We start from the raw sequence: 21,523 nt of genomic DNA on the forward strand, positions 1-21,523 counted from the left end.
GCGTTTTATTATTTTTATGCTTACTGTTCTCGAGTTCGACCCTATTAGCACAAACTATCAATGCTGTATACGCAGGTACTGCGTATGAGTATGATCAAAGTTCTGACGCCGGCTCAATGGTAAGAACTGATTATGCTTTTTATTTCAGACCCAACTCCTCTTTTTGTAGTGGTTTAGACAAAGCAGATTGGCAAAAGCGGATTGACGGTACTTACTCAATTACCGGAAATCAGTTGAAAATGAAATTCCTCAACGATGGTTCTGAAAAAATTATCCTGTTAAGTGTTACCGGCGAAACCGGCCAGTCTGGCGCAGCTACATTTGTAAGACTTAATATTTCCACTGCTGTACCTAATGGTTTTTACAAATTTGTAAGATCGAGCGGTAAAACAGATGGCTTTTATTTTACCGATGGTAAATTTAAACGTACTGCCACGCTTACCACTAACAATGGAGATGGCGGTTCTTATACTATCAACCAGGGTCAGTTAGGCCTGAAATACGACAATGGCAAAACTGCCAGCTATAGCCTCTTCAACGACAACAACCAAAAGCAAATTGTTGTTATCAATGGTGATATCTACTACCTCGATGAAGAAGAAATGGCCAAACATGGCGATATCGCAAAACCAACTACTACCACCGCCGCACCAATAGTTACTACCAGTAAATCAAATGATATTCTGGAAGCTGGAATGAACCTGATGAAAGCAGCCAACCAGGTACATGGCGGCAAAAGCCTCGACAACCTTAACTCGCTGAAAGCGGTGATGAGCACCAATAACCTTACGTTGACAATGATGGCCGATTTCAACCGTCAGATCGTACGTTTGGAATCATCGTTGCAAGGCAATGTCATTTTGTTGGAGCAAATGGAAGGCAACAGCGGTTGGAGCTTTGATGGCACTGGTTATGCAGCTTTGACGCCCCAACGTGTAACAGAACTGAAACGCTATCTGTATTGTGGGATCTTAGGTTTAAAAGCACCCATCCTCGAAAAATCTACCGCCACCCTGCAAACAACGCAATATGACCTGTCGTCCATAATGGTAACAGTAAACAGCATGCGTGCCGGTTATATCATCAACAACAAGAGCAACAAACTGGAAGCATTGATCATGGTTGACCCGCTGAGTGGTACTACAACCATTACCTACTCTGATTTCAAGAAAACAGGCGGTATTATGTTACCGTATACTGAGATCATGCAGGCTGGTAAACACGCTCAAACGATCACTTACGAAAGCTACGATCTAAACCCATCGTTCCCGGCCAATGCCTGGACGAAACCTAATAAATTTTAAGTCCCAGACCTGATTGAAGGAATTAAGCTGTTTAGAGCATTGAGGTTCGCCTCAATGCTTTTTTTATTTTATCCGTACCTTGCCAGTAAGAACCTCGACTATGATCACATATAATCCTAAAGACTGGTTTACTTTTATTTTCCGCTTTCATAAGGCTGACACCTTACGTCAATTATCGCCGCTTATTATAGCTATTTGTATATATAGCTGGGTCATTACTTTTCTGGAACTGCATATCTTTATGCTATCCAAGAACAGCCATATTACCAATATAACTACCATGCATACGCTTCTCAGCTTCGTGATATCGATGCTGCTCGTATTCAGGACCAATACCGCGTATGACCGCTGGTGGGAAGGCCGTAAACTATGGGGCTCACTGGTGAACAACAGCCGTAACCTGGCCATAAAACTGCAAAGTATGCTGCCTGTTGAAGAAGAAGCGCACCGCGCTTTCTTTAGAAAAACAATTCCCATGTATGCCTCGGTACTGGCACATCACCTGCATGCAGAATCAACCCGCCTGGCGCTGGATGAACAGGAACACACTGAACTGAACCTGGATAGCAATCGCCATATGCCCAATCAGGTAGCCTCCATGCTGATGCAACGGGTAAACAGACTGTATGAAGAAGGGAAAATAAAAGGCGATCAACTGATCATCCTCAATAATGAACTACTCTCATTTACGGATATCTGCGGCGCCTGTGAACGTATCAAGAACACCCCCATCCCCTTTTCCTATAGCGTGTTCCTAAAGAAATTCATTTTCTTTTATGTAATGACGCTGCCTTTCAGCCTGGCCATTAGTCTGGGTTACCTGGCCATACCTGTGGTAGCCTTTATATTTTATGTACTGGCCAGCCTGGAATTGATCGCTGAAGAAATTGAAGACCCATTTGGTTCTGACGAAAATGATCTACCTATGACGAAGATGGCTTCCAACATCAAAAAACATGTGGCTGAAATTATACTGTAAGCAGCCTACTCGTATATGGAATGAAAGATCGTTTTCAGGCTATCATTGGCAGTGGTTACAGCGGGCAGCTGTTGTAGCTTCGTTTCAATATTTTTTATCCGGTCTTTAAATACCGGATGCGTGCTTAGGAATGCGGCTGGTTCACCGCCACCGCTTTCTTTTTGCAACAGTTGCATCAGCCGCCTCATACCTTGCGGGTTAATATTGTTTTTTACCATCAATTGCAGCCCATTGTCATCGGCCTCGGTTTCCAGCGAACGTGAATATTGCAGTCCTTTTAAGGCATCGGCATTATTGACCACTACCGATGCTATACCCGATTGATCGCCTACAATAACAGAAAGGAACATTTGCCGGGCCATACTGCGAAAGATATTACGCAGGGAGTGCCGTAAAGCTATATGAGAAGCTTCATGGCCCAACAAGGCGGCCAGTTCTTCCGGTGTTTTCATCCGGTCCAGAATGGCATCATACACGACTATATGTCCACCGGGAATGGCAAAGGCATTCATTTCATTCGACTCCACTACAGTAATGGAAACGGGATATCCTACATTGTAATGGAGCTGTTTATAAAACTCGTTAAGAATAGCTGTTTTTTGGCTATCGATGCGGTACTGCGATTTTACCGACTGGTACATTTGCTCGCCCATGCTGATCTCTGATTGCTTTGAAAACCGGTTGGCCATGTTTTCACCCAGTACCGGCACCAACCATATGTAAGTCGCCAGCAACAAAAGTAAAATGATGAGGGCTATACCGCCCAGCTTTATCCAAATGTTACCCAGCACGCGGGTGGGCGCGTTTCCAAACACGCGATGATGTGAAAGGGTCTTTTGAAGGGCGTCGATCAATTGCTGGTCCCTAATACCCAGGCGTTCAATTTCCCCACTGGCATTCCGGTATTGCAATTCCCCCCCTACAACCAGTTTATTAAATACAATAATGTCTTTTGTAAGCCAGTTCACATCCTTTTCCTGGTTTTCTTCATTGCGATAACGAATGGTGATGGTTACCGCCGATAAAAAAATAACCGCCTGATAATAGCGGCCGTTTGCCGTATGATAGGTTGCAGAATAGGTCGTCGTCATCTTGGCACTAAATTAGCTTTTAGTTGCCTAGTTTTAAATTTCAAGATTTAGTTCCTGAAAATTGCCTTCTGCTAAGGAGAATCGGAGGTAGGAGGTAAGAAGTCGGAGGTAAGAAGTATATTTGAGTCTAGAAACTTTTCCCTTTCCACTATGAAACACATTCCTGGTTTCCTTCCTGTAGTAGCATTACTGATTTGTATCTCAGCCTGTAACAGCAGTAAAAAAGTAACCATTCAACCCCCAGCCGAAACACCGGCCCGCTTGTTGCCTCCCCTGCCTTCTTCGATTATCAATATTCCCTTTAAGATCTATATGAAGCCATTACTGGCGATGATGGATTCCGGCACCGCTAAAGAATTCACCAACGATAAATGGCCCAACTATACCCAATCGGGTTGTGATTTCCGTTATAAATTCCGTTTTGTACGCTCGCCTTTTACGTTTGGCTGCGTAAACAATAAAGTGACCATCGGTTTTCGCGGTAGTTACCAGATCGCAGGCAGTAAAGCGGTGTGCGCCATGGACAAACAGGTATCACCCTGGGTGAGTGGCAGCTGTGGTTTTGGCAACGAACCCCTGCGCCGCGTCGATCTCAATATCAGTTCTGCCCTTACTTTATTACCCAATCACCAGCTGCTTACCAATACCAAATTAGACAAAATAAACGCGCTGGATAAATGCGAGGTCACCCTGATGCAAAACGACCTGACCGGTGAAATACTCGATAGTATTAAAGCCTCTGTAGAAAGCACCTGCGGTACCTTCGACAAATTTGTTCAAACCCTTAATAACAACGAGATGCTGCGCCAATGGCGCAGTGGCGGCAGCCGGGTTATTCCCATCAGCACGTATGGATTTTTGAACCTTAATCCATCTGCCTTGCGGGTTAGCAACTTCAATTTATTTCGTGATACCTTATATTTTTCAATTGGCTATAATGGGGAACCAAAATTCTCGTCGGACAGCCAGCGGCTGGTTACACACGCCGCCCTTCCGCCCATCAGCAATTCCCAATACTCCACCGGGATCAGCACTTATCTCGATGCCGTGTACCAATATAGCTTCTTTAATAAGTTGATGACCGATAGTCTGGTAAACAAGCCCTTTGAAGTAGAAGGACGCACCTTTGTGATAAAAGAGGTTAACCTGAGCGGTACCAATAATGGCAAAATACAGGTAGATGTTTCCTTCACCGGTAACCGCAAAGGGATGTTGCACCTGTCAGGCACACCTGTGCTGGATGCAGAAAAGCAGGTGCTTTCGATGCCCGATGTAACCTTTGCGCTTGACACCAAAGACATGATGGTGAATATTGCCAAGGCCCTGTTCAGGAAAAAGATCATGAAACAACTGGCCAACCAGTCGGTACTGGATATTGCTGCGCTTATTGAAAAGAACAAGAAAGTGATAGAAGCCCGTTTAAACCAGGAAGTAACTCCCTGGATGAGCACTGCCGGTACATTCCAGGAATTCCGGCTGATGGGGCTGCTTCCACAAAAAGATTATATTCAGATACAGGCCTATATCCGGGGCACCATGATGTTCATTGGGCAGCCGCCTACGAGTATGCTTAAGAAGTAGTTGATCAGTTGACCAGGAAGGCTGGTTAACACGTTAACGGGTTGACAAGGTTAACAGGTTGATAGGGTTGATGAGGGAATACTGGCACAAGCGGACGCTTGCGCCAGCTAAGGGACCCTACGTTTGCGCCAGTAAGGGCCATTTCTTACATCCTATTTCTTACCTCTTACTTCCTACCCCCTGCCTCCCAGAACAAACACCCCGTCGTATTGCTTTTTTACATCATCTGATCTACCTTAGCAGCTGGAAATATTTTTCGACCTAAGGCAACCGACCAAACTGATCCTTCGTAATAGGGATTGAGTTATGAAAAACAATTAATTAGCAAAGAAACATTCCCGCAAACCAACACCCTTGCTAGATAACTCAAACATTTCCTCGTTACTGAGTGGCTGTCGCAAAAATGAGCGCAATAGCCAAAAGGAGCTATATTATTTGCTTCGGGGATTTGCCATGAAAATATGCTACAGGTACACCAATGCCATGGAAGAATGCGAAGAGATTGTGAATGAAGGGTTTGTAAAGCTGTTTAAGAACATTCACCAATTTGATGAGACCAGGCAGGATGATACCTTACTTTCACTCAAGGGTTGGTTCAAACGAATATTAATCAATACCTGCATAGATCATTACCGAAAGAGCAATTCATCTGTGGATGGCCATGTGCTTACGCATGAATCGGAAACCATTGCTGATAAAGGTGAAACTGGTATTGATATGTTATCTTACAAAGAGATCATAGAAAGCATCCGGTTGCTATCACCCGCCTATAGGGCTGTTTTCAATTTATTTGTAATAGAAGGGCTTAGCCATGAAGAAATTTCGCAAACACTGGGTATTTCAGTGGGTGCCTCAAAATCCAATTTATCAAAAGCGCGAGATAACCTGAGAAAACTTTTGCAGAATAAAAATATTATTAAAGCGTATGTATCCCCTAGATGACGATAACCTAGACCGTTTAAGCCGCGAAGCCGCAGAAGGTTTCGAGGTGGGAGCTAGTGCTTCCGGGTGGGATCATCTGGAACAACGCCTCGACATTGAAATGCCGAAGGAGAAGAAGCGGCGTCGCTTCCTCTTCTGGCTGTTTTTGATCACCGCCACTACCGGCGGCGCATTGACCGGTATTTTAAAATATCACCCGGCAACCCCAATTGCCAAAAATGTATCCAGCGCTTTTCCGGCAGCTGATAACACATCCCCTTTACCAGAAAATCAAACGGGCAATACCCGTACCACCAACACTAACCAGCATGAAGCAGTTACCGGTACCCATGAAACACCGGTAACTACTGCACCCTATTCAGGAAAACAACCTATTGGTAGCAACCAGGCAACAATTGCCCCTGCTACCACTACAACAAAACCGGGTATCAACACCAGCAAGCCCGGCATTAACCAGGGGGTCGCTGCTCCGGTAACGGCATCCAACAAACCTTCCACCCAACCGGTTGAAAAACCAACGTCCCAAAAAGGATCAAAACCAGGCCGCGTACGTATACAGAAAGCGCCAGCCACATTAAATTACGCTGTTATGGCCCCTGTCATTGGTACCAGCAGGTCGAATAAACCAGCCAAACAAAAACCAGGCAGGCGTTCCAGCAACACAACCAGCAATCAAAATAAACAAGCCGAACCAACAGTCTCTGCTAACAATAGCCCTACGTTGGCACCTGAAAACCGCCTCACAACCGTTGACAAGACTACGAATGATGAAGTAGTAACTGCAAATCCAACTACCGGCGCCCACACTGATTCTGTAAAGAAGACAGTGGCAGCGTCTGCAGGCGATTCTACTAAACCCGTAGCCCAACAAAAGAAGAAGGATAAAATACAACAGCCATTGGAAATTGGGGCGATCGTTGGTCCGGATATGAGTGCTGTAGCATTTGGGCCACTGTACAAACCCGGTTATAATTTTGGTTTGCAAATTGGCTACCGGTTCTCGGACCGCTGGTCAGTAAATACCGGTGTTATTTATACCAAAAAATTCTACAAGACAGATAGCTCACATTTTAAATATAAGGACTACTCAATGCCAAACATGAAAACAGTGAGTAGCGTAGAGGGGAACTGTTCTATGTGGGAAATACCCGTTAATGTGCGGTACGATTTTTCCTTTAACGAAAAACGCCGGTGGTTTGCCAGCACGGGGTTGTCAACCTACCTGATGGATAAGGAAGATTATGATGTGTATTACCGGTGGAATGGCGGCCCAACCTATCCGCAGGATTTGTATAATGATACCAATTCAAACTACTTTTTCTCTATACTGAACCTCTCGGTAGGGATGGAACGTTCTTTGGGCAAGCGCTTCTCGGTACAGGCGGAGCCTTATTTAAAAATTCCCTTAACCGGATTGGGCAAAGGTGAAATGCGGATGAACAGTTATGGTATTTTATTTGCCCTGAAGTATAAGCCCTTCTTCAATAAGAAAAGATCAGACAATAAATAGAGCAGTCTGTTTGGACACACTTTTACAACTAACACCGTTCAGTCCCGTCAATATTGCCGGGACTGTTTTTTTTACTTCGCCTCAAACCACAGTTTCTTTTCATCGTTCCAGGTACCATTGTAATTGATGTATAACTCCTCTCCCGCCTTAATACCCCGAACGGTCTTTATAGAAATGGTGTGGCTGTCGTAATCCATTTCGTATTCGCAGTTCGATTTATAGGAATGGTTATATACAGGCACATAGCCCAACGCCATGCAACACTGGTCAAGGTTATCGCCCCATTCAAAGATATAATCGTGTAATAAGGTTTGGTCAATCAGCACACGGTCTTTCTGGCTCATTACGATCACGGGCGCTATTTCTACAATTGCACCGGCCTTCAGCTTTTCGGAAGTAAATACGCCCCGCCCCATTTCCTTTGTGGGCGCTATAAATAAGCAGGGTAAAATCATCGTAAATGTTGAATATTGAATATCGAATGTAGAATAATGAAGGGAAGAATTGGTCATCCCTATTTTCAAATTTCCAAATTATGTATTTTCAAATTATAACTCGGTAAATTTGGGCCCATGAGCATGGAAATTGAAAACGCCAAAGAGCAGTTTCTGCACCTGATCGGGCAGGAAGACATGTTACAGATGCGGGAGTTCCTGAACGACCAGAACATCAGTGATGTGGCGGAGCTCATTAACGAGTTCCCAGAATATTCGAGCCAGATCATCGGCAATATGAGTATTCACCGGGCCTCCAGCGTATTCAAAATTCTTGACCTGGCAGCCCAGAAGGAGATCATACAGGACTTACCCCCCTTTAAAACGGCCGAACTGCTGAACGAGCTCCCCGCGGATGATCGTACCGCCTTCCTGGAAGAATTACCCAGTGAGGTGGTAAAAGAGCTTATAAAACTGCTTGATCCCGACGAACGCCGGGTAACCCTTTCACTATTGGGCTACCCCGAAAGCAGTGTGGGCCGCCTGATGACCCCCGATTATATTGCGGTTGATGTTGACTGGACGGTGCAGGAGGTGTTGGAGCATATTCGGGAGGTAGGCAAAGACAGTGAAACCATTGACGTGATATACGTGGTGAACGACCGGGGTGAGTTTGTGGATGACATCCGGATCCGGGAGATCATTCTGGCCAACCCTCAAAAAATGGTAGGGGAAATTATTGATAACCGTTATATCACCCTGAATGTAAATGACGACCAGGAGGTAGCCAACCAGATCTTTAAAATGAATAACCGCGTGGCCCTGCCGGTGGTTGACGATAAAAACATCCTATTGGGAATTGTGACCATCGACGACGTATTGTGGGTGGCCAACGAAGAGTTCAGTGAAGACATTCAAAAGATCGGGGGTACTGAAGCATTGGACGAACCCTACCTGGAAATGCCCATCATCAAACTGTTTAAAAAACGGGTGGTTTGGTTAATAGTGCTGTTCCTGGGGGAAATGCTAACCGCTACCGCCATGGGCTATTTTGAGGAAGAGATTGCCAAAGCCGTGGTGCTGGCCCTGTTTGTTCCCCTTATTATTTCCAGCGGTGGGAACAGCGGGTCGCAGGCTTCTACCCTTATCATTCAGGCCATGGCCGTTGGTGAGATCACCATTTCTGCCTGGTGGCGGGTCCTACGCAGAGAGATCATTTCGGGGCTGTTGCTGGGAAGCATATTAGGCCTCATTGGTTTTATTCGGGTGGTATTATGGAACAGTATTTTTCATACTTACGGTAGCCACACAGTGCTAATGGGTTGTACCGTAGGTTTTTCACTAATAGGCGTTGTTTTGTGGGGAACGGTATCGGGTTCCATGCTGCCCATCTTATTAAAAAAATTAGGCGCTGACCCTGCCACTTCTTCTGCGCCTTTTGTGGCCACCCTTGTTGACGTAACGGGGCTGGTCATTTATTTCTCAGTTGCTTATTTATTTTTAAGTGGTATATTATTATAAATAATAAATATTGAATGTCTAATGTGGACGTAAAAGGTTTTCACGGCCGACGGGCAAGCATTCAATATTCAATATTTAACATTCTGCTGGTTTTTCGTTAAATTTCATTTATGAGAAAATTGCTGTTTCTGATTGCCATGCAATCAACCCTTATTACCTATGCCCAGCTTAGTCCGTTAACTGTAGAAAAGATCATGCGCGATCCCAAATGGATGGGCACTTCTCCTTCAAACCTGCAATGGACAGCGGATGGTAAATACCTGCTGTTTAACTGGAACCCCGAAAAAGCAGTAGTAGATTCATTATATTATATTACCCCCACCGCCACTACCCCACAAAAATCAACAGGCGCATTTCGCCAAACCGCCGTTGGCGATAATCAGGCGCGGTACAACGCCCAACATGATCAATATGTATATGCCTATGAGGGAGATATTTATCTTTCCTCTATAAAAACCGGCATCCGCCGCCGTATAACCAAAACAGTGGCCGTTGAAAGCAATCCACAATTCTCATTTAATGATCGCCAAATAGTATATACCCGCGAACAGAATGCCTGGGCCTGGGATGTACAAACCGGAGAAACCAGTCAGCTCACTAACTTTCAAACGGGAACCGCCGCTGCCCCTCCAGTCACCACTTTCGCAGGACGCGGTAATCAACCAGCACCAGTGAACCGTTCGGCAACAGCCAATAATCAGCAGGAAAAATGGTTACGCCAGGAAGCACTTGAAAACTCTCTTGTGCTGCAACGACGTAAACAAAATAAAGACGAGGCCGATTCTCTCTCGAAGCAATTCAAGGAAAAGGCATTACGCACGATCCTGCTCGACGGTAAAACCCCGTCCATGCTGACCATCAGCAACAATGGCCGTTTTATTTCTTACCGGTTAACTCCAACCCCGGCCGGCAAAACCACCGTTGTACCCAGCTATGTTACAGAAAGCGGGTTTACTGAAGACCTTTCGGCCCGTACTAAAGTAGGCGCTCCCCTGCCAACCCAGGAATTGTTTGTTTTTGATACTGAGAAAGACACGGTGTTCGCGATAAAAACGGACTCTATTCCCGGCATCCGCGACCTGCCTGAATATTTAAAAGATTATCCTACTGTTTATAAAGAAAAAAGCCAGCATCCCTCCCTGCGGCCCCTGAATTTCATGAATACCACCTGGTCACCAGCCAGTAATTACGCCGTGGTGGAAGCCAGGGCACAGGATAACAAAGACCGCTGGTTACTCCTGCTCGATGGGGAAACAGGCAAACTTTCATTGCTCGACCGGCAACACGATGAAGCCTGGATAGGCGGACCAAGCACCAACGGCTTCCCTGCATATAACTCAGGCTGGCTGAACGGCCAAACGTTTTGGTTTCAGTCTGAAAGCACCGGTTATTCGCACCTGTACACAATTAATGTTACAACAAAAGAAAAACAGGCGCTTACCAGTGGCAATTATGAAGTATTGAAAACCGAGCTGGGACCCGGCAAAAAGTATTTTTATCTTACTACTAATGAAGTACAACCTGGCGAGCAACATTTATATCGTTTGCCTGTAACAGGCGGAAAGGCGGAACGCCTTACTTCGCTCACCGGTTCCAACCTGGCTACCATTTCGCCCGATGAAAAATGGATTGCCATTTTATCTTCTTATAGTAATAAACCCTGGGAATTATATCTGCAACCCAATACCCCGGTTACAGCAAAGACAAAACCTGTTCAAATTACCAATCAGGCGCAAAGCGAGGAATTTAAGTCTTACAACTGGCGCGACCCGGAAGTGGTTACCTTCACCGCCCGCGATAATGGCAAAGTATATGCCCGGTTAATGCGCCCCACGCAACCGCATGCCAGCAAACCGGCTGTGATATTTGTACATGGCGCCGGCTATTTACAAAATGCTCATAAATGGTGGAGCTCCTATTTCAGGGAATATATGTTCCACAACCTGCTGGTGGATAATGGCTATACCGTGCTGGACGTGGACTACCGGGGCAGCGCGGGTTATGGCCGCGACTGGCGTACAGGCATTTACCGATATATGGGTGGTAAAGACCTGGACGATATTGAGGATGGCGCCCGTTACCTGGCGAAAGAATGTGGTGTAAATCCCCAGCATATTGGGGTATATGGGGGGTCGTATGGCGGCTTTATAACTTTAATGGCATTATTCAAAAAACCTACTATCTTTGAGGCCGGAGCCGCACTGAGGCCTGTTACCGATTGGGCCCATTACAATCATGGCTATACCTCCAATATTTTAAATGAACCTTTTAGCGACAGCATTGCGTATCACCGCAGCTCGCCCATAAACTTTGCCTCAGGATTACAGAACCATTTACTGATCTGCCATGGAATGGTTGATGTAAATGTTCACTTCCAGGATGTTGTACGTCTTACACAACGCCTGATAGAACTGGGCAAAGACAATTGGGATCTCTCTGTGTATCCAATGGAAGATCATGGCTTTGTGGAACCAGAAAGCTGGACAGACGAATACAAAAGGATCTTCCGCTTATTTGAAACCTGGCTAAAAAAGTAATCCATTTTTCCTTTATTGAAACCCGCCAAGGCGGGGCTCGCTGAGGCGAAAGTCTGATAGCGGAACGTAAAACCCACTATAGTGGCGGATTGCGCTTTGTTTATTGGCTTTGTATGCAACAAGCAAAAAGCATTAAGAATAGCATACTACCAAAATGGTATGCTCCTGTGCATGTTTTTGCATCAAGCATGGCCTTTTTTTTGATAATATTGCGCAACCGTTTGCAGGTTTAGGCACTGCAAACTATGTTTATACTTTAAAAGCACTGTCGACTCAACACTTAATAAAACTTAAAAACTTAAACCCTGTAATTATGTGCGGAATTGTAGCATATATAGGAAATAAGCAAGCTTACCCGATTATTTTAAAAGGATTAAAAAGACTTGAATATCGTGGATATGATAGCGCTGGCGTTGCCCTTTTGAATTCCGGCCTGAATGTATATAAGAAAAAAGGTAAAGTGGCCGATCTGGAAGAAACACTGGTGGGAAAAGATCTGCATGCCAATATTGGTATTGGCCATACCCGTTGGGCGACCCATGGCGAACCTTGCGACCGCAATGCTCACCCTCACCTGTCTGAAAATGGTAAACTGGCCATGATCCACAATGGGATCATTGAGAACTATAACCAGTTAAAAGGGGAATTGCAGAAAAAAGGCTACAATTTTGTTAGTGATACCGATACCGAAGTACTGTTGAAGTTTATTGAAGACATTCAGCAGAACAATAATTGCAGCCTGGAAGAAGCGGTACGTATTGCCCTGAAACGCGTAGTAGGCGCCTATGTAATTATTCTCATCGATCAGGATAACCCTGATACGCTGATCGCCGCACGTAAAGGAAGCCCGCTTGTAATTGGAATTGGTAAAAACCGCGACGAACACTTCCTCGCTTCCGATGCCTCTCCTATTATTGAATACACCAAAACGGTGGTATACGTTAATGACTATGAGCTGGCCATCATAAAACCCGATGAGCTGATCCTGAAAAATCTGGGTAATGAAAAGATCACGCCGTTTGTTCAACAGCTGGACCTGGAACTGGCAGCTATTGAAAAAGGTGGTTATGATCACTTCATGCTGAAAGAGATCTTTGAACAACCCAGCACTGTATTCGATTGCTTACGTGGCCGTGTTGATGCAGCCAACGGCACCATTACCATGGCAGGCGTACAGGCCAACATAGAAATCTTAAAAAATGCGCCGCGTATTCTCATTATTGCCTGTGGAACCAGTTGGCATGCCGGTTTACTGGCTGAATATATTTTTGAAGAACTGTGCCGCACCCCCGTTGAAGTGGAATATGCTTCGGAGTTCCGCTACCGCAACCCGATAGTAAACAAAGGCGATGTGATCATTGCCATATCTCAAAGCGGTGAAACAGCTGATACCCTGGTAGCTATTGAAAAAGCAAAAGAACAAGGTGCTTTGATCTTTGGTATCGTTAACGTGGTAGGGTCTTCTATTGCCCGCGTATCACAAGCTGGTGCGTACACCCATGCTGGTCCTGAAATTGGTGTAGCCAGTACAAAAGCATTTACTGCACAGCTGGCGGTATTAACCATTATTGCCCTGCAACTGGGTTATGAAAAAGGTACCCTCGACAATAAGCGTTTCCTGCATTTAATGAACGAATTACAGGATATTCCTGAAAAAATACCTGCAGCTTTACAACAGGCAGAACATGTAAAACAGCTGGCCTATAAATATAAAGATGCACGCGACTTCTTATACCTGGGCCGTGGGTACAATTTCCCCATTGCACTGGAAGGCGCCTTAAAGCTGAAGGAAATTTCCTACATTCATGCAGAAGGCTACCCCGCAGCAGAAATGAAACACGGGCCCATTGCCCTGGTTGATGAAAATCTGCCGGTAGTTTTCATTGCCACCAAAGACTCTTACCATGAAAAGATCATCAGCAATATTCAGGAAATAAAAGCCCGCAAAGGGAAAGTAATTGCAGTGATCACTGAAGGCGATGATGTAATTGCAAAAATGGCCGATGATGTAATTGTAGTACCACCTGCCGATGAACTGGTAGCACCTATGCTCAGTGTAGTTCCATTGCAGTTGCTGGCCTATTACATTGGCGTAGCTAAAGGACTGGATGTTGATAAGCCCAGAAACCTGGCTAAATCAGTAACAGTAGAGTAATAGATCATCCGAAATTATTTCATTAGTAATTATCTCAGGGTTATGAATGAAATCAATCGCAAACCGCTTAATTCATTAGGGTACGACTTCATTCCTTCCGCTTATTTACCTAAGGGGAAGGATGAATACTACCTGCGTAATAAACAGGTCAAGAACGGTATTCACTACCGGCACCTCTCGGCCTATGAAATTGAAGTACTGGTACGCAACCGCAATACATCTGATAACTGGAACAACCTGCTGGTGTCAGATGCATTCAATCCTGAACTGGTGCAAAACTGTAAGTTCTTTGGATTGGTGCGTATTGGTAAGCTGGAGCCTTATTACCTCGAGTATCATAACTTACGCCGCCCGGTAGGGTTTTATAACAGTACCGTTATTAGTTGCGATTTTGGCGACAATGTTGTAGTTGATAATGTTAATTACATTTCTCATTACATTATAGGCAACGGCGTAATACTGGTGAACTGCAATGAAATTGCAACCACCGATCACTCTAAGTTTGGTAATGGGGTCCTGAAAGAAGGTGAGCCCGAGAACATCCGCATCTGGATGGAATTGTGCAATGAAAACGCCGGCCGTAGTATTCTGGCCTTTGATGGCATTTTGCCTGGCGATGCTTTCTTATGGACCTATTTCCGCGACGATGATAAACTGTTGAACCGTTTCAAGGAATTTACCGAGAAGAAGTTCGATGCATTACGCGGCTATTATGGCACTATTGGAGATAGAACGGTGATAAAGAACTGCCGCATCCTAAAAGATGTAAAAATTGGCAGTGATGCTTATTTAAAAGGAGCCAATAAAATAAAAAATGTAACCATTAATTCCTCCAGCGAAGCCAATACCCAGGTGGGTGAAGGTTGTGAGCTGGTGAATGGGATCATCGGTTATGGATGCCGGCTTTTCTATGGCGTAAAAGCCGTACGTTTTGTGCTGGCTTCCCACTCACAACTTAAATATGGCGCACGGTTGATCAACTCATACCTGGGTGACAACTCTACCATTTCCTGTTGTGAGGTATTGAATTCGCTCATCTTCCCTTCGCACGAACAGCACCATAACAATTCGTTTTTATGCGCTGCATTGGTACAGGGTCAAAGCAATATGGCGGCAGGCGCTACTGTGGGTTCTAACCACAACAGCCGGAGCCCGGATGGTGAGATCATCGCCGGACGTGGTTTCTGGCCTGGCTTATGCGTTAGTCTGAAGCACAATTCAAAATTTGCTTCTTATTCCATACTGGCCAAAGGCGATTATGCAACCGAGTTGAATATTCCCTTTCCGTTCTCATTGATCAGTAATGACCTGAGCAAAGACCAGCTGGTGGTTATGCCCGGTTACTGGTTCATGTATAACATGTATGCCCTGGCCCGTAATTCCTGGAAATATATCGATCGCGATAAACGCATTGATAAAACCCAATCACTGGAGTTTAACTTCCTGGCACCGGATTCAGTGAATGATCTGTTACAATCATTGCCCTTATTGCAAAAGTTCACCGGCAAAGCCTGGCTGAAACGGGAAGGCAATACTAAAAAAATGACCGAGGAAGAGATCATTGCTATCGGGAAGGTATTACTTGATACCAAAGACCCGGTTGTGAATGAGCTGGTTGTTTTAGCAGATGGTTTTGAAAACAGCAAACGCCCGGTACGCATCATTAAGGTAATGAGGGCCTATCACCTGTTCAAAGAACTGGTAATGTATTACCTGGTGCAACAGTTATTGGAGCATATTCGTACCAATAACATAAAAACCCATGAACAGCTGATCGAAAGCCTGCCTTCAAAAACAACGCTGGCTCCATGGATGAACGTAGGCGGACAATTAATACTTCGTTCAGAAATTGATAAGCTGAATAAACAGATCGTTACTGGCAGAATTAAAGACTGGGATGCAGTACATGCTTTTTACACACAGCAAGGTAATAATTACCGCATGGAGAAGCTGGCCCATGCTATAGCTGCCGTAAGAGAGGTGTTTGATATCAATGTAAAAAAAGCCAGTCCGTCCATTATGAAGAGCCTGTTGCACCAGAGTATTACTACCAAGGAATGGATGGTGAAAGAAATATACGAATCACGCGCCAAGGATTATCGCAATCCTTTCCGTAAAATGGTATATGAAACCGCTGAAGCCATGAACAAGGTAGTAGGTAAACTGGAAGACAACAGCTTTATAAAGCAGGAACAAAAAGCACTGGAAGAATATAAAAAAGACATACACCAGTTGGTTACCAAACTAAAACTGGATAAAGCGGGCGCTAAATTAAAAACGGCGTAAGCGTTCCAAAGAAATAACAACGCCCCCTCCTTGATTGGTGGGGGCGTTGTTATTTCCAAGATATATTACCTGAGAAATACGAATCGTAAGCTATTCGATTGTCCTTTAGGAGTAAAAGCCTGAATACTATATATACCCGCTGGCAGGAACGGCAATTCTAAAGCCAGGCGATTAATGCCTTTTTCAATGACAGTGTTCATTATCTTTATTATCCTGCCTGTATTATCCACTATAAAGAACTTTGTCTGCATTTTTTCAAAGGCCCTGTAAATAAGTGTTTGATCGGTAACTGCTACTAATTGTGGCAGACCGCCATTAACTGCCCTAATGTTTCTATTAGGCGGCACCATATCATTGGACAAAGCCAACGGGCCGTTTGCCGGAACACTGTTACCCAATGCAAATGTATCAGCAACCAGGCTCCAGGAGGCTACGGGACCACTTACAATGGAACCACGAATACCCACGGAACCTGTAGCAGCCGAATTACCGTAATTCATCCAAACGCCGTTAAGAAGTTTGGATACCCTGGCGGTTGAGAGATCCGGGCCTATCCCGATGTTGAGTGCATTAAAAGACAACTCAACCGAAGCAGCCGGTAATGGACTGGCATCAGCCTTAATGGTCCAATATCCATTGGGGGATAGCTGACTGATACCGGGCCCCAAGGAGCCTGGAGTTAGTTGCGGGTTGTTGTCGAAGAACTCTACCATAAAATTACCACTGGCATTTTTCAACTCCAGCCATTGCAGGGAGCTTCCTTTTCCAACGGGGAATAAAAAGTGAGCGGCGTTCAACAACCCTTCTTTTCTCAGCGGCCCATCAATAAAGCTGTTATTGGTAGTGCTATCAACTAAGATCCGACAGCCTGCCTGCAACCTCAAGATATTAACAACCGAAGTAGTGACTTTTCCATTTACCAGATTTAATTTATAAGGTAACGACCAGGGCGCAGCAAGCGTAGCGCCAGCCATATTGTTTATTATTATGGCAACGCTATCTTTTATAATGCCTTTACAATTGATCTGTTGATTGACATTACCGCCAAACAGTAATTCAGGAAACCCAGTTCCGGTTTCCGCAATTGAGCCTGTGGCAGCTTGTACAAGATGTCTGTTCACAACCGTTACCAGCGTACGGGCAGCATTGCCCAGGTTAAGGGTTCCGCCCTGTTGTAACAGATCACGTCCTATATAAAGCGTATCGGAGAAATTGAGACTAAGCATTACTCCGCTCCCTAATTGCAGATCGCTTTTTATCATAACTGCATTAGTCCCAGAAGCGGTATAGGTAACGGTCCCATTCATTGCGTTGGATGAAAATATCAGCTTTCCATAGGTCCTATTACTCAGGGATACGGTGCTGGATGCTGCAGGAATATCAAATTCAAAGCACCCTTCTTCCGTTCCAGCTGCTTTTGACAGCACCGTTACAACAGACGCATGACTGCTGGAACTGTTTTGGAGATACCGGCCGCCATTATTTATTTTTAGCGAGTCTGCTATTTCAACCGGGATACCGTTTTTTGCACCTGAGGCGTTTTTAAAGGTGCCGCCATTTGCAATTACCATTCCGTAAACTGCACCGGAGACCTTAAATGCAGGGGTGGCAACATTGGTGGTGGGCAGTATTAGATCAATCTTATTATCCGGACCCGGAGTAATAGTTATTGATCTTATTTGTACGAGGTTGTTACCGCTGGGCAAGGTGACAGTATAACTGCCAGTGATAAATGAATTATCCAAAATAACATTATCAGTAATACCCGGAAGTATATTACCTGCCCAGTTTCGGGTGGTAGTCCATTGGCCGTCGCCGGCTTCACCATCCCATCGGACCTGAGAAAGGGAAGAAGTATAAACCAATAATGCAAGAAGCAGCTGAAGCTGCAAATGAAACAATAATTTTCTACTACTCATAACTGTAAAGTTTATGCTACTTTACAGAGCCTGATCAATCGAAGGTAAAGAATAAATTATTCCAACCAAATAATAATTATAAAATTTCGATTATATGTTAGTGTGATACAAAAAAGGGCTCTTATAGATCCAACTTTGCACTCGCCATAGGACATAAAAAAGCCGTCCACCAGCTGGCGGACGGCTTCTAAAAGTATGGGTAAGAAATTATTTCTTTCTAAAGAACAAACGAACTGGCACGCCGGTAAATTCAAAATGCTGGCGTAACTGGTTCTCGAGGTAGTTCTTATAAGGTTGCTTTACATCGTCGGGGAAATTACAGAAGAAAGCAAACGAGGGCACATGCGTTGGCAACTGCGTTACATATTTAATACGAATAGGATTACCACGCACAACAGGAGGTTGATAAGAAGCAATTGCTTTTAACATGATCTCGTTCAACTCAGAAGTAGGCACTTTACGTTGTTTGTTCTCATATACTTCCAATGCCACTTCAATAGCTTTATGAATACGTACTTTTTCCTGTGCAGAAATGAAGAGAATGGGCACATCGGAGAAAGGGGCAATACGTTTCTTCAACTCATTTTCATAATCCCGGGCTGTATTGGTTTCTTTCTGCATGGTATCCCATTTATTCACCAGCAAAACAATGCCCTTACCTTTTTTGGAAGCCAGTCCAAATATATTCAGGTCTTGTTGGGTAATACCTTTTTCGGCATCCAGCATCAACAAAATCACATCCGCTTCGTCCATTGCTTTAATGGCACGGATCACGGAATAGAATTCCAGGTCTTCATGCACTTTTGTTTTACGACGGATACCTGCTGTATCGATGAGAACGAATTCTTTCTGAAAGAGATTATAATGGGTGTGAATGGTATCCCGGGTTGTACCGGCGATATCGCTTACGATGGTGCGCTCCTGCCCTATCAGGGCATTCAGCAACGATGATTTGCCTACGTTAGGCTGACCGATGATGGCAAATTTAGGAATAGCGCCTTCGGCTTCTAAAGCCGCCACCTGGTCTTCGGTAATCAAAGCAGCCAATGCATCGAGCAATTCACCCGAGCCACTGCCGCTCATGGAGGATATGAAAAAAATATTGTCGAAGCCGAGTCCGTAAAACTCGGTAGCTTCCAATAAGCGTTCATGGTTATCTACCTTGTTCACCACCAGGAAAACTGGTTTGGCGGTACGCCGTAATACATCGGCCATCGATTCATCGAGATCGGTAATGCCGGTAGCAGCGTCCACCATGAATAGCATAGCGCTCGCTTCCTCTACAGCGATCATAACCTGTTTATTGATCTCTTTCTCAAAAGCCTCCTGACTTTCCGGTACAAAACCACCGGTATCTATGACGTTGAATGATTTACCATTCCAATCGGCCACACCATATTGCCGGTCGCGGGTAACCCCGCTTACATCATCTACGATTGCTTTACGCTGCTCAAGCAAGCGATTAAAAAAGGTGCTTTTCCCTACATTGGGTCTTCCAACTATTGCTACTGTAAAACCTGCCATAATGTTTGCTCAATAATTATATTAGTGATAGCCGTATTCTTTTAACATGTACTCATTATCGCGCCACTTAGGCCGCACTTTAACAAACAGTTCCAGAAAAACTTTTTGTCCAAGGAACTGTTCAATATCCTTTCTTGCTTCCGTTCCCAACTGTCTGATCATTTTACCACCAACCCCCAGCAGGATACCTTTCTGGGTTTCCCGGTTCACGATTATGTCAGCAGCAATTTTTATCAGTGACGACTTCTCCTTGAATTCATTCACAATAACGGTAGTATGATAAGGTATTTCTTCCTGGTATAAATAGAAGATCTTCTCCCGGATCATTTCTGCACAAAAAAAACGGGTGGGCAGATCGGTCATTTCATCCCCTTCAAAGAAGGGTGGGTTCTCAGGAAGGAGTTTCAGGATGGCATCTATCAGTTCTTTCAATCCTGTTTTATTCAGGGCTGAAATGCCTACCAGTCCTTTGCAATAGGATTTGGCGCTAAAGAGGTCGAACACTTCTTTTTTCCTGGTTGCTGATGCTTCATCCAGTTTATTGATCACGATGATGGCGGGCACTTTCAGCCGTAATGCTTCAAAAATAGCATTCACCTCTTCGTGGTTCTCGTTCACATCAACCAGCAACAGGGCCACATCGGTATCTTCCAGGGCCTGTTTTACGGCGTGCATCATTTTTTCCTGAAGTTTATATTTAGGTTCAATGATGCCGGGCGTATCGGAGAAGATGATCTGGTACTCAGGTTCCGTTAAAATGCCTTTAATGCGATGGCGGGTAGTTTGCACCTTGGGGGACACAATAGCCAGCTTTTCGCCCATAAGAGCGTTGAGCAAGGTGCTTTTGCCCGCGTTGGGGCGTCCGAATATGCTTACAAATCCCGCTTTCATCTATTTTAAAATTCCTGCAAAGGTAAAAGATTAAAATAAGTTTGGTGGCAAACATATATACCTTTATCTTTGCAACCCAATTAACGAAGAAGGGCTAGAGAAGAAGGGTTGAAAATAAAGAGATTGGGAAGTTCTTAAAAGTAGAATTATTTAACTTATTATATCGCGAAGTAGAGCAGCGGTAGCTCGTCGGGCTCATAACCCGAAGGTCGGGAGTTCGATCCTCCCCTTCGCAACTTGATAAAGGCTTCTGAAAGGAAGCCTTTTTTATTCCTTTGGATTAAAAGTAAAAACATTATATCGCGAAGTAGAGCAGCGGCAGCTCGTCGGGCTCATATCCGCCGGCTGGCGGACGGGGTTCGATCCCAGCTCTTAAAAGTAAAAACATTATATCGCGAAGTAGAGCAGCGGTAGCTCGTCGGGATCATATCCGCCGGCTGGCGGACGGGGTTCGATCCCAGCTCTTAAAAGTAAAAAACATTATATCGCGAAGTAGAGCAGCGGTAGCTCGTCGGGCTCATATCCGCCGGCTGGCGGACGGGGTTCGATCCCAGCTCTTAAAAGTAAAAAACTTTATATCGCGAAGTAGAGCAGCGGCAGCTCGTCGGGCTCATATCCGCCGGCTGGCGGACGGGGTTCGATCCCAGCTCTTAAAAGTAAAAACATTATATCGCGAAGTAGAGCAGCGGCAGCTCGTCGGGCTCATATCCGCCGGCTGGCGGACGGGGTTCGATCCCAGCTCTAAAAGTAAAAACATTATATCGCGAAGTAGAGCAGCGGCAGCTCGACGGGCTCATATCCGCCGGCTGGCGGACGGGGTTCGATCCCAGCTCTTAAAAGTAAAAACAT

At 44.9% G+C, this 21,523-nt stretch carries 14 protein-coding genes and 1 tRNA gene; 10 read left to right on the plus strand and 5 right to left on the minus strand.

The annotated features are described in order from the left end of the window. The first annotated feature begins 116 nt into the window (after positions 1-116). Positions 117-1,304 (plus strand): hypothetical protein, encoded by a 1,188-nt coding sequence (locus J7I42_RS32750; protein WP_209144328.1) that lies wholly within the window; start codon positions 117-119, stop codon positions 1,302-1,304. A gap of 100 nt (positions 1,305-1,404) precedes the next feature. Then, positions 1,405-2,283 (plus strand): bestrophin family protein, encoded by an 879-nt coding sequence (locus J7I42_RS32755; protein WP_209144330.1) that lies wholly within the window; start codon positions 1,405-1,407, stop codon positions 2,281-2,283. 5 nt (positions 2,284-2,288) lie between these two features. Here the strand turns inward: J7I42_RS32755 and J7I42_RS32760 are convergent, their stop codons facing one another. After that, positions 2,289-3,374 carry a M48 family metallopeptidase gene (locus J7I42_RS32760; protein WP_209144332.1) on the minus strand — a complete coding sequence of 362 codons (1,086 nt, stop codon included), beginning with the start codon at positions 3,372-3,374 and terminating at the stop codon, positions 2,289-2,291. A gap of 150 nt (positions 3,375-3,524) precedes the next feature. Between J7I42_RS32760 and J7I42_RS32765 the strand changes: the two genes are divergently transcribed. The 3 genes from J7I42_RS32765 (at position 3,525) to J7I42_RS32775 (ending at position 7,407) form a co-directional block, all read left to right on the plus strand. Continuing rightward, the gene (locus J7I42_RS32765) at positions 3,525-4,955 is read left to right on the plus strand and encodes a DUF4403 family protein (protein ID WP_209144334.1); all 1,431 of its coding nucleotides are present in this window, start codon (positions 3,525-3,527) and stop codon (positions 4,953-4,955) included. A 354-nt stretch (positions 4,956-5,309) separates the two neighbouring features. After that, positions 5,310-5,897, plus strand: a complete 588-nt coding sequence (locus J7I42_RS32770; RefSeq protein ID WP_209144336.1) for an RNA polymerase sigma factor — start codon at positions 5,310-5,312, stop codon at positions 5,895-5,897. After that, the gene (locus J7I42_RS32775) at positions 5,881-7,407 is read left to right on the plus strand and encodes a porin family protein (RefSeq protein ID WP_209144338.1); all 1,527 of its coding nucleotides are present in this window, start codon (positions 5,881-5,883) and stop codon (positions 7,405-7,407) included. The genes J7I42_RS32770 and J7I42_RS32775 overlap by 17 nt, the downstream gene beginning before the upstream one ends. Positions 7,408-7,478: 71 nt before the next feature. On the opposite strand, the gene J7I42_RS32780 is transcribed toward J7I42_RS32775, so the two are convergent. After that, positions 7,479-7,931: an SET domain-containing protein gene (locus J7I42_RS32780; protein ID WP_209144341.1), complete on the minus strand. Its 453-nt coding sequence runs from the start codon at positions 7,929-7,931 to the stop codon at positions 7,479-7,481. A 48-nt stretch (positions 7,932-7,979) separates the two neighbouring features. Here J7I42_RS32780 and mgtE point away from each other — a divergent pair, with 48 nt between their 5' ends. From mgtE to J7I42_RS32800, 4 genes are all read left to right on the plus strand, one after another. After that, positions 7,980-9,362 (plus strand): magnesium transporter, encoded by a 1,383-nt coding sequence (mgtE, locus tag J7I42_RS32785; protein WP_209144343.1) that lies wholly within the window; start codon positions 7,980-7,982, stop codon positions 9,360-9,362. A 110-nt stretch (positions 9,363-9,472) separates the two neighbouring features. Next, complete coding sequence (locus tag J7I42_RS32790) at positions 9,473-11,899, plus strand: S9 family peptidase (RefSeq protein ID WP_209144345.1); 2,427 nt, start codon at positions 9,473-9,475, stop codon at positions 11,897-11,899. 313 nt (positions 11,900-12,212) lie between these two features. Beyond that, complete coding sequence (gene glmS / locus J7I42_RS32795; protein ID WP_209144347.1) at positions 12,213-14,054, plus strand: glutamine--fructose-6-phosphate transaminase (isomerizing); 1,842 nt, start codon at positions 12,213-12,215, stop codon at positions 14,052-14,054. Between the two features lie 42 nt (positions 14,055-14,096). Continuing rightward, complete coding sequence (locus tag J7I42_RS32800; RefSeq protein ID WP_209144349.1) at positions 14,097-16,340, plus strand: DUF4954 family protein; 2,244 nt, start codon at positions 14,097-14,099, stop codon at positions 16,338-16,340. A gap of 65 nt (positions 16,341-16,405) precedes the next feature. On the opposite strand, the gene J7I42_RS32805 is transcribed toward J7I42_RS32800, so the two are convergent. The 3 genes from J7I42_RS32805 to era all read right to left on the minus strand — a co-directional run bounded on the left by J7I42_RS32805 (position 16,406) and on the right by era (position 20,674). After that, on the minus strand, positions 16,406-18,259 hold the full coding sequence (locus J7I42_RS32805) for a hypothetical protein (protein ID WP_209144351.1): 1,854 nt from the start codon (positions 18,257-18,259) through the stop codon (positions 16,406-16,408). Positions 18,260-18,466: 207 nt separating this feature from the next. Next, positions 18,467-19,783 (minus strand): ribosome biogenesis GTPase Der, encoded by a 1,317-nt coding sequence (gene der / locus J7I42_RS32810; protein WP_209144353.1) that lies wholly within the window; start codon positions 19,781-19,783, stop codon positions 18,467-18,469. Positions 19,784-19,804: 21 nt separating this feature from the next. Continuing rightward, positions 19,805-20,674, minus strand: a complete 870-nt coding sequence (gene era / locus J7I42_RS32815; protein ID WP_209144355.1) for a GTPase Era — start codon at positions 20,672-20,674, stop codon at positions 19,805-19,807. Positions 20,675-20,838: 164 nt separating this feature from the next. On the opposite strand from era, the gene J7I42_RS32820 reads away from it, so the two are divergent. Beyond that, positions 20,839-20,910: transfer RNA gene (locus tag J7I42_RS32820), tRNA-Met, on the plus strand. Positions 20,911-21,523: the final 613 nt, after the last annotated feature.

The organism is Niastella soli (assembly GCF_017742245.1).
Classification (GTDB): domain Bacteria; phylum Bacteroidota; class Bacteroidia; order Chitinophagales; family Chitinophagaceae; genus Niastella; species Niastella soli.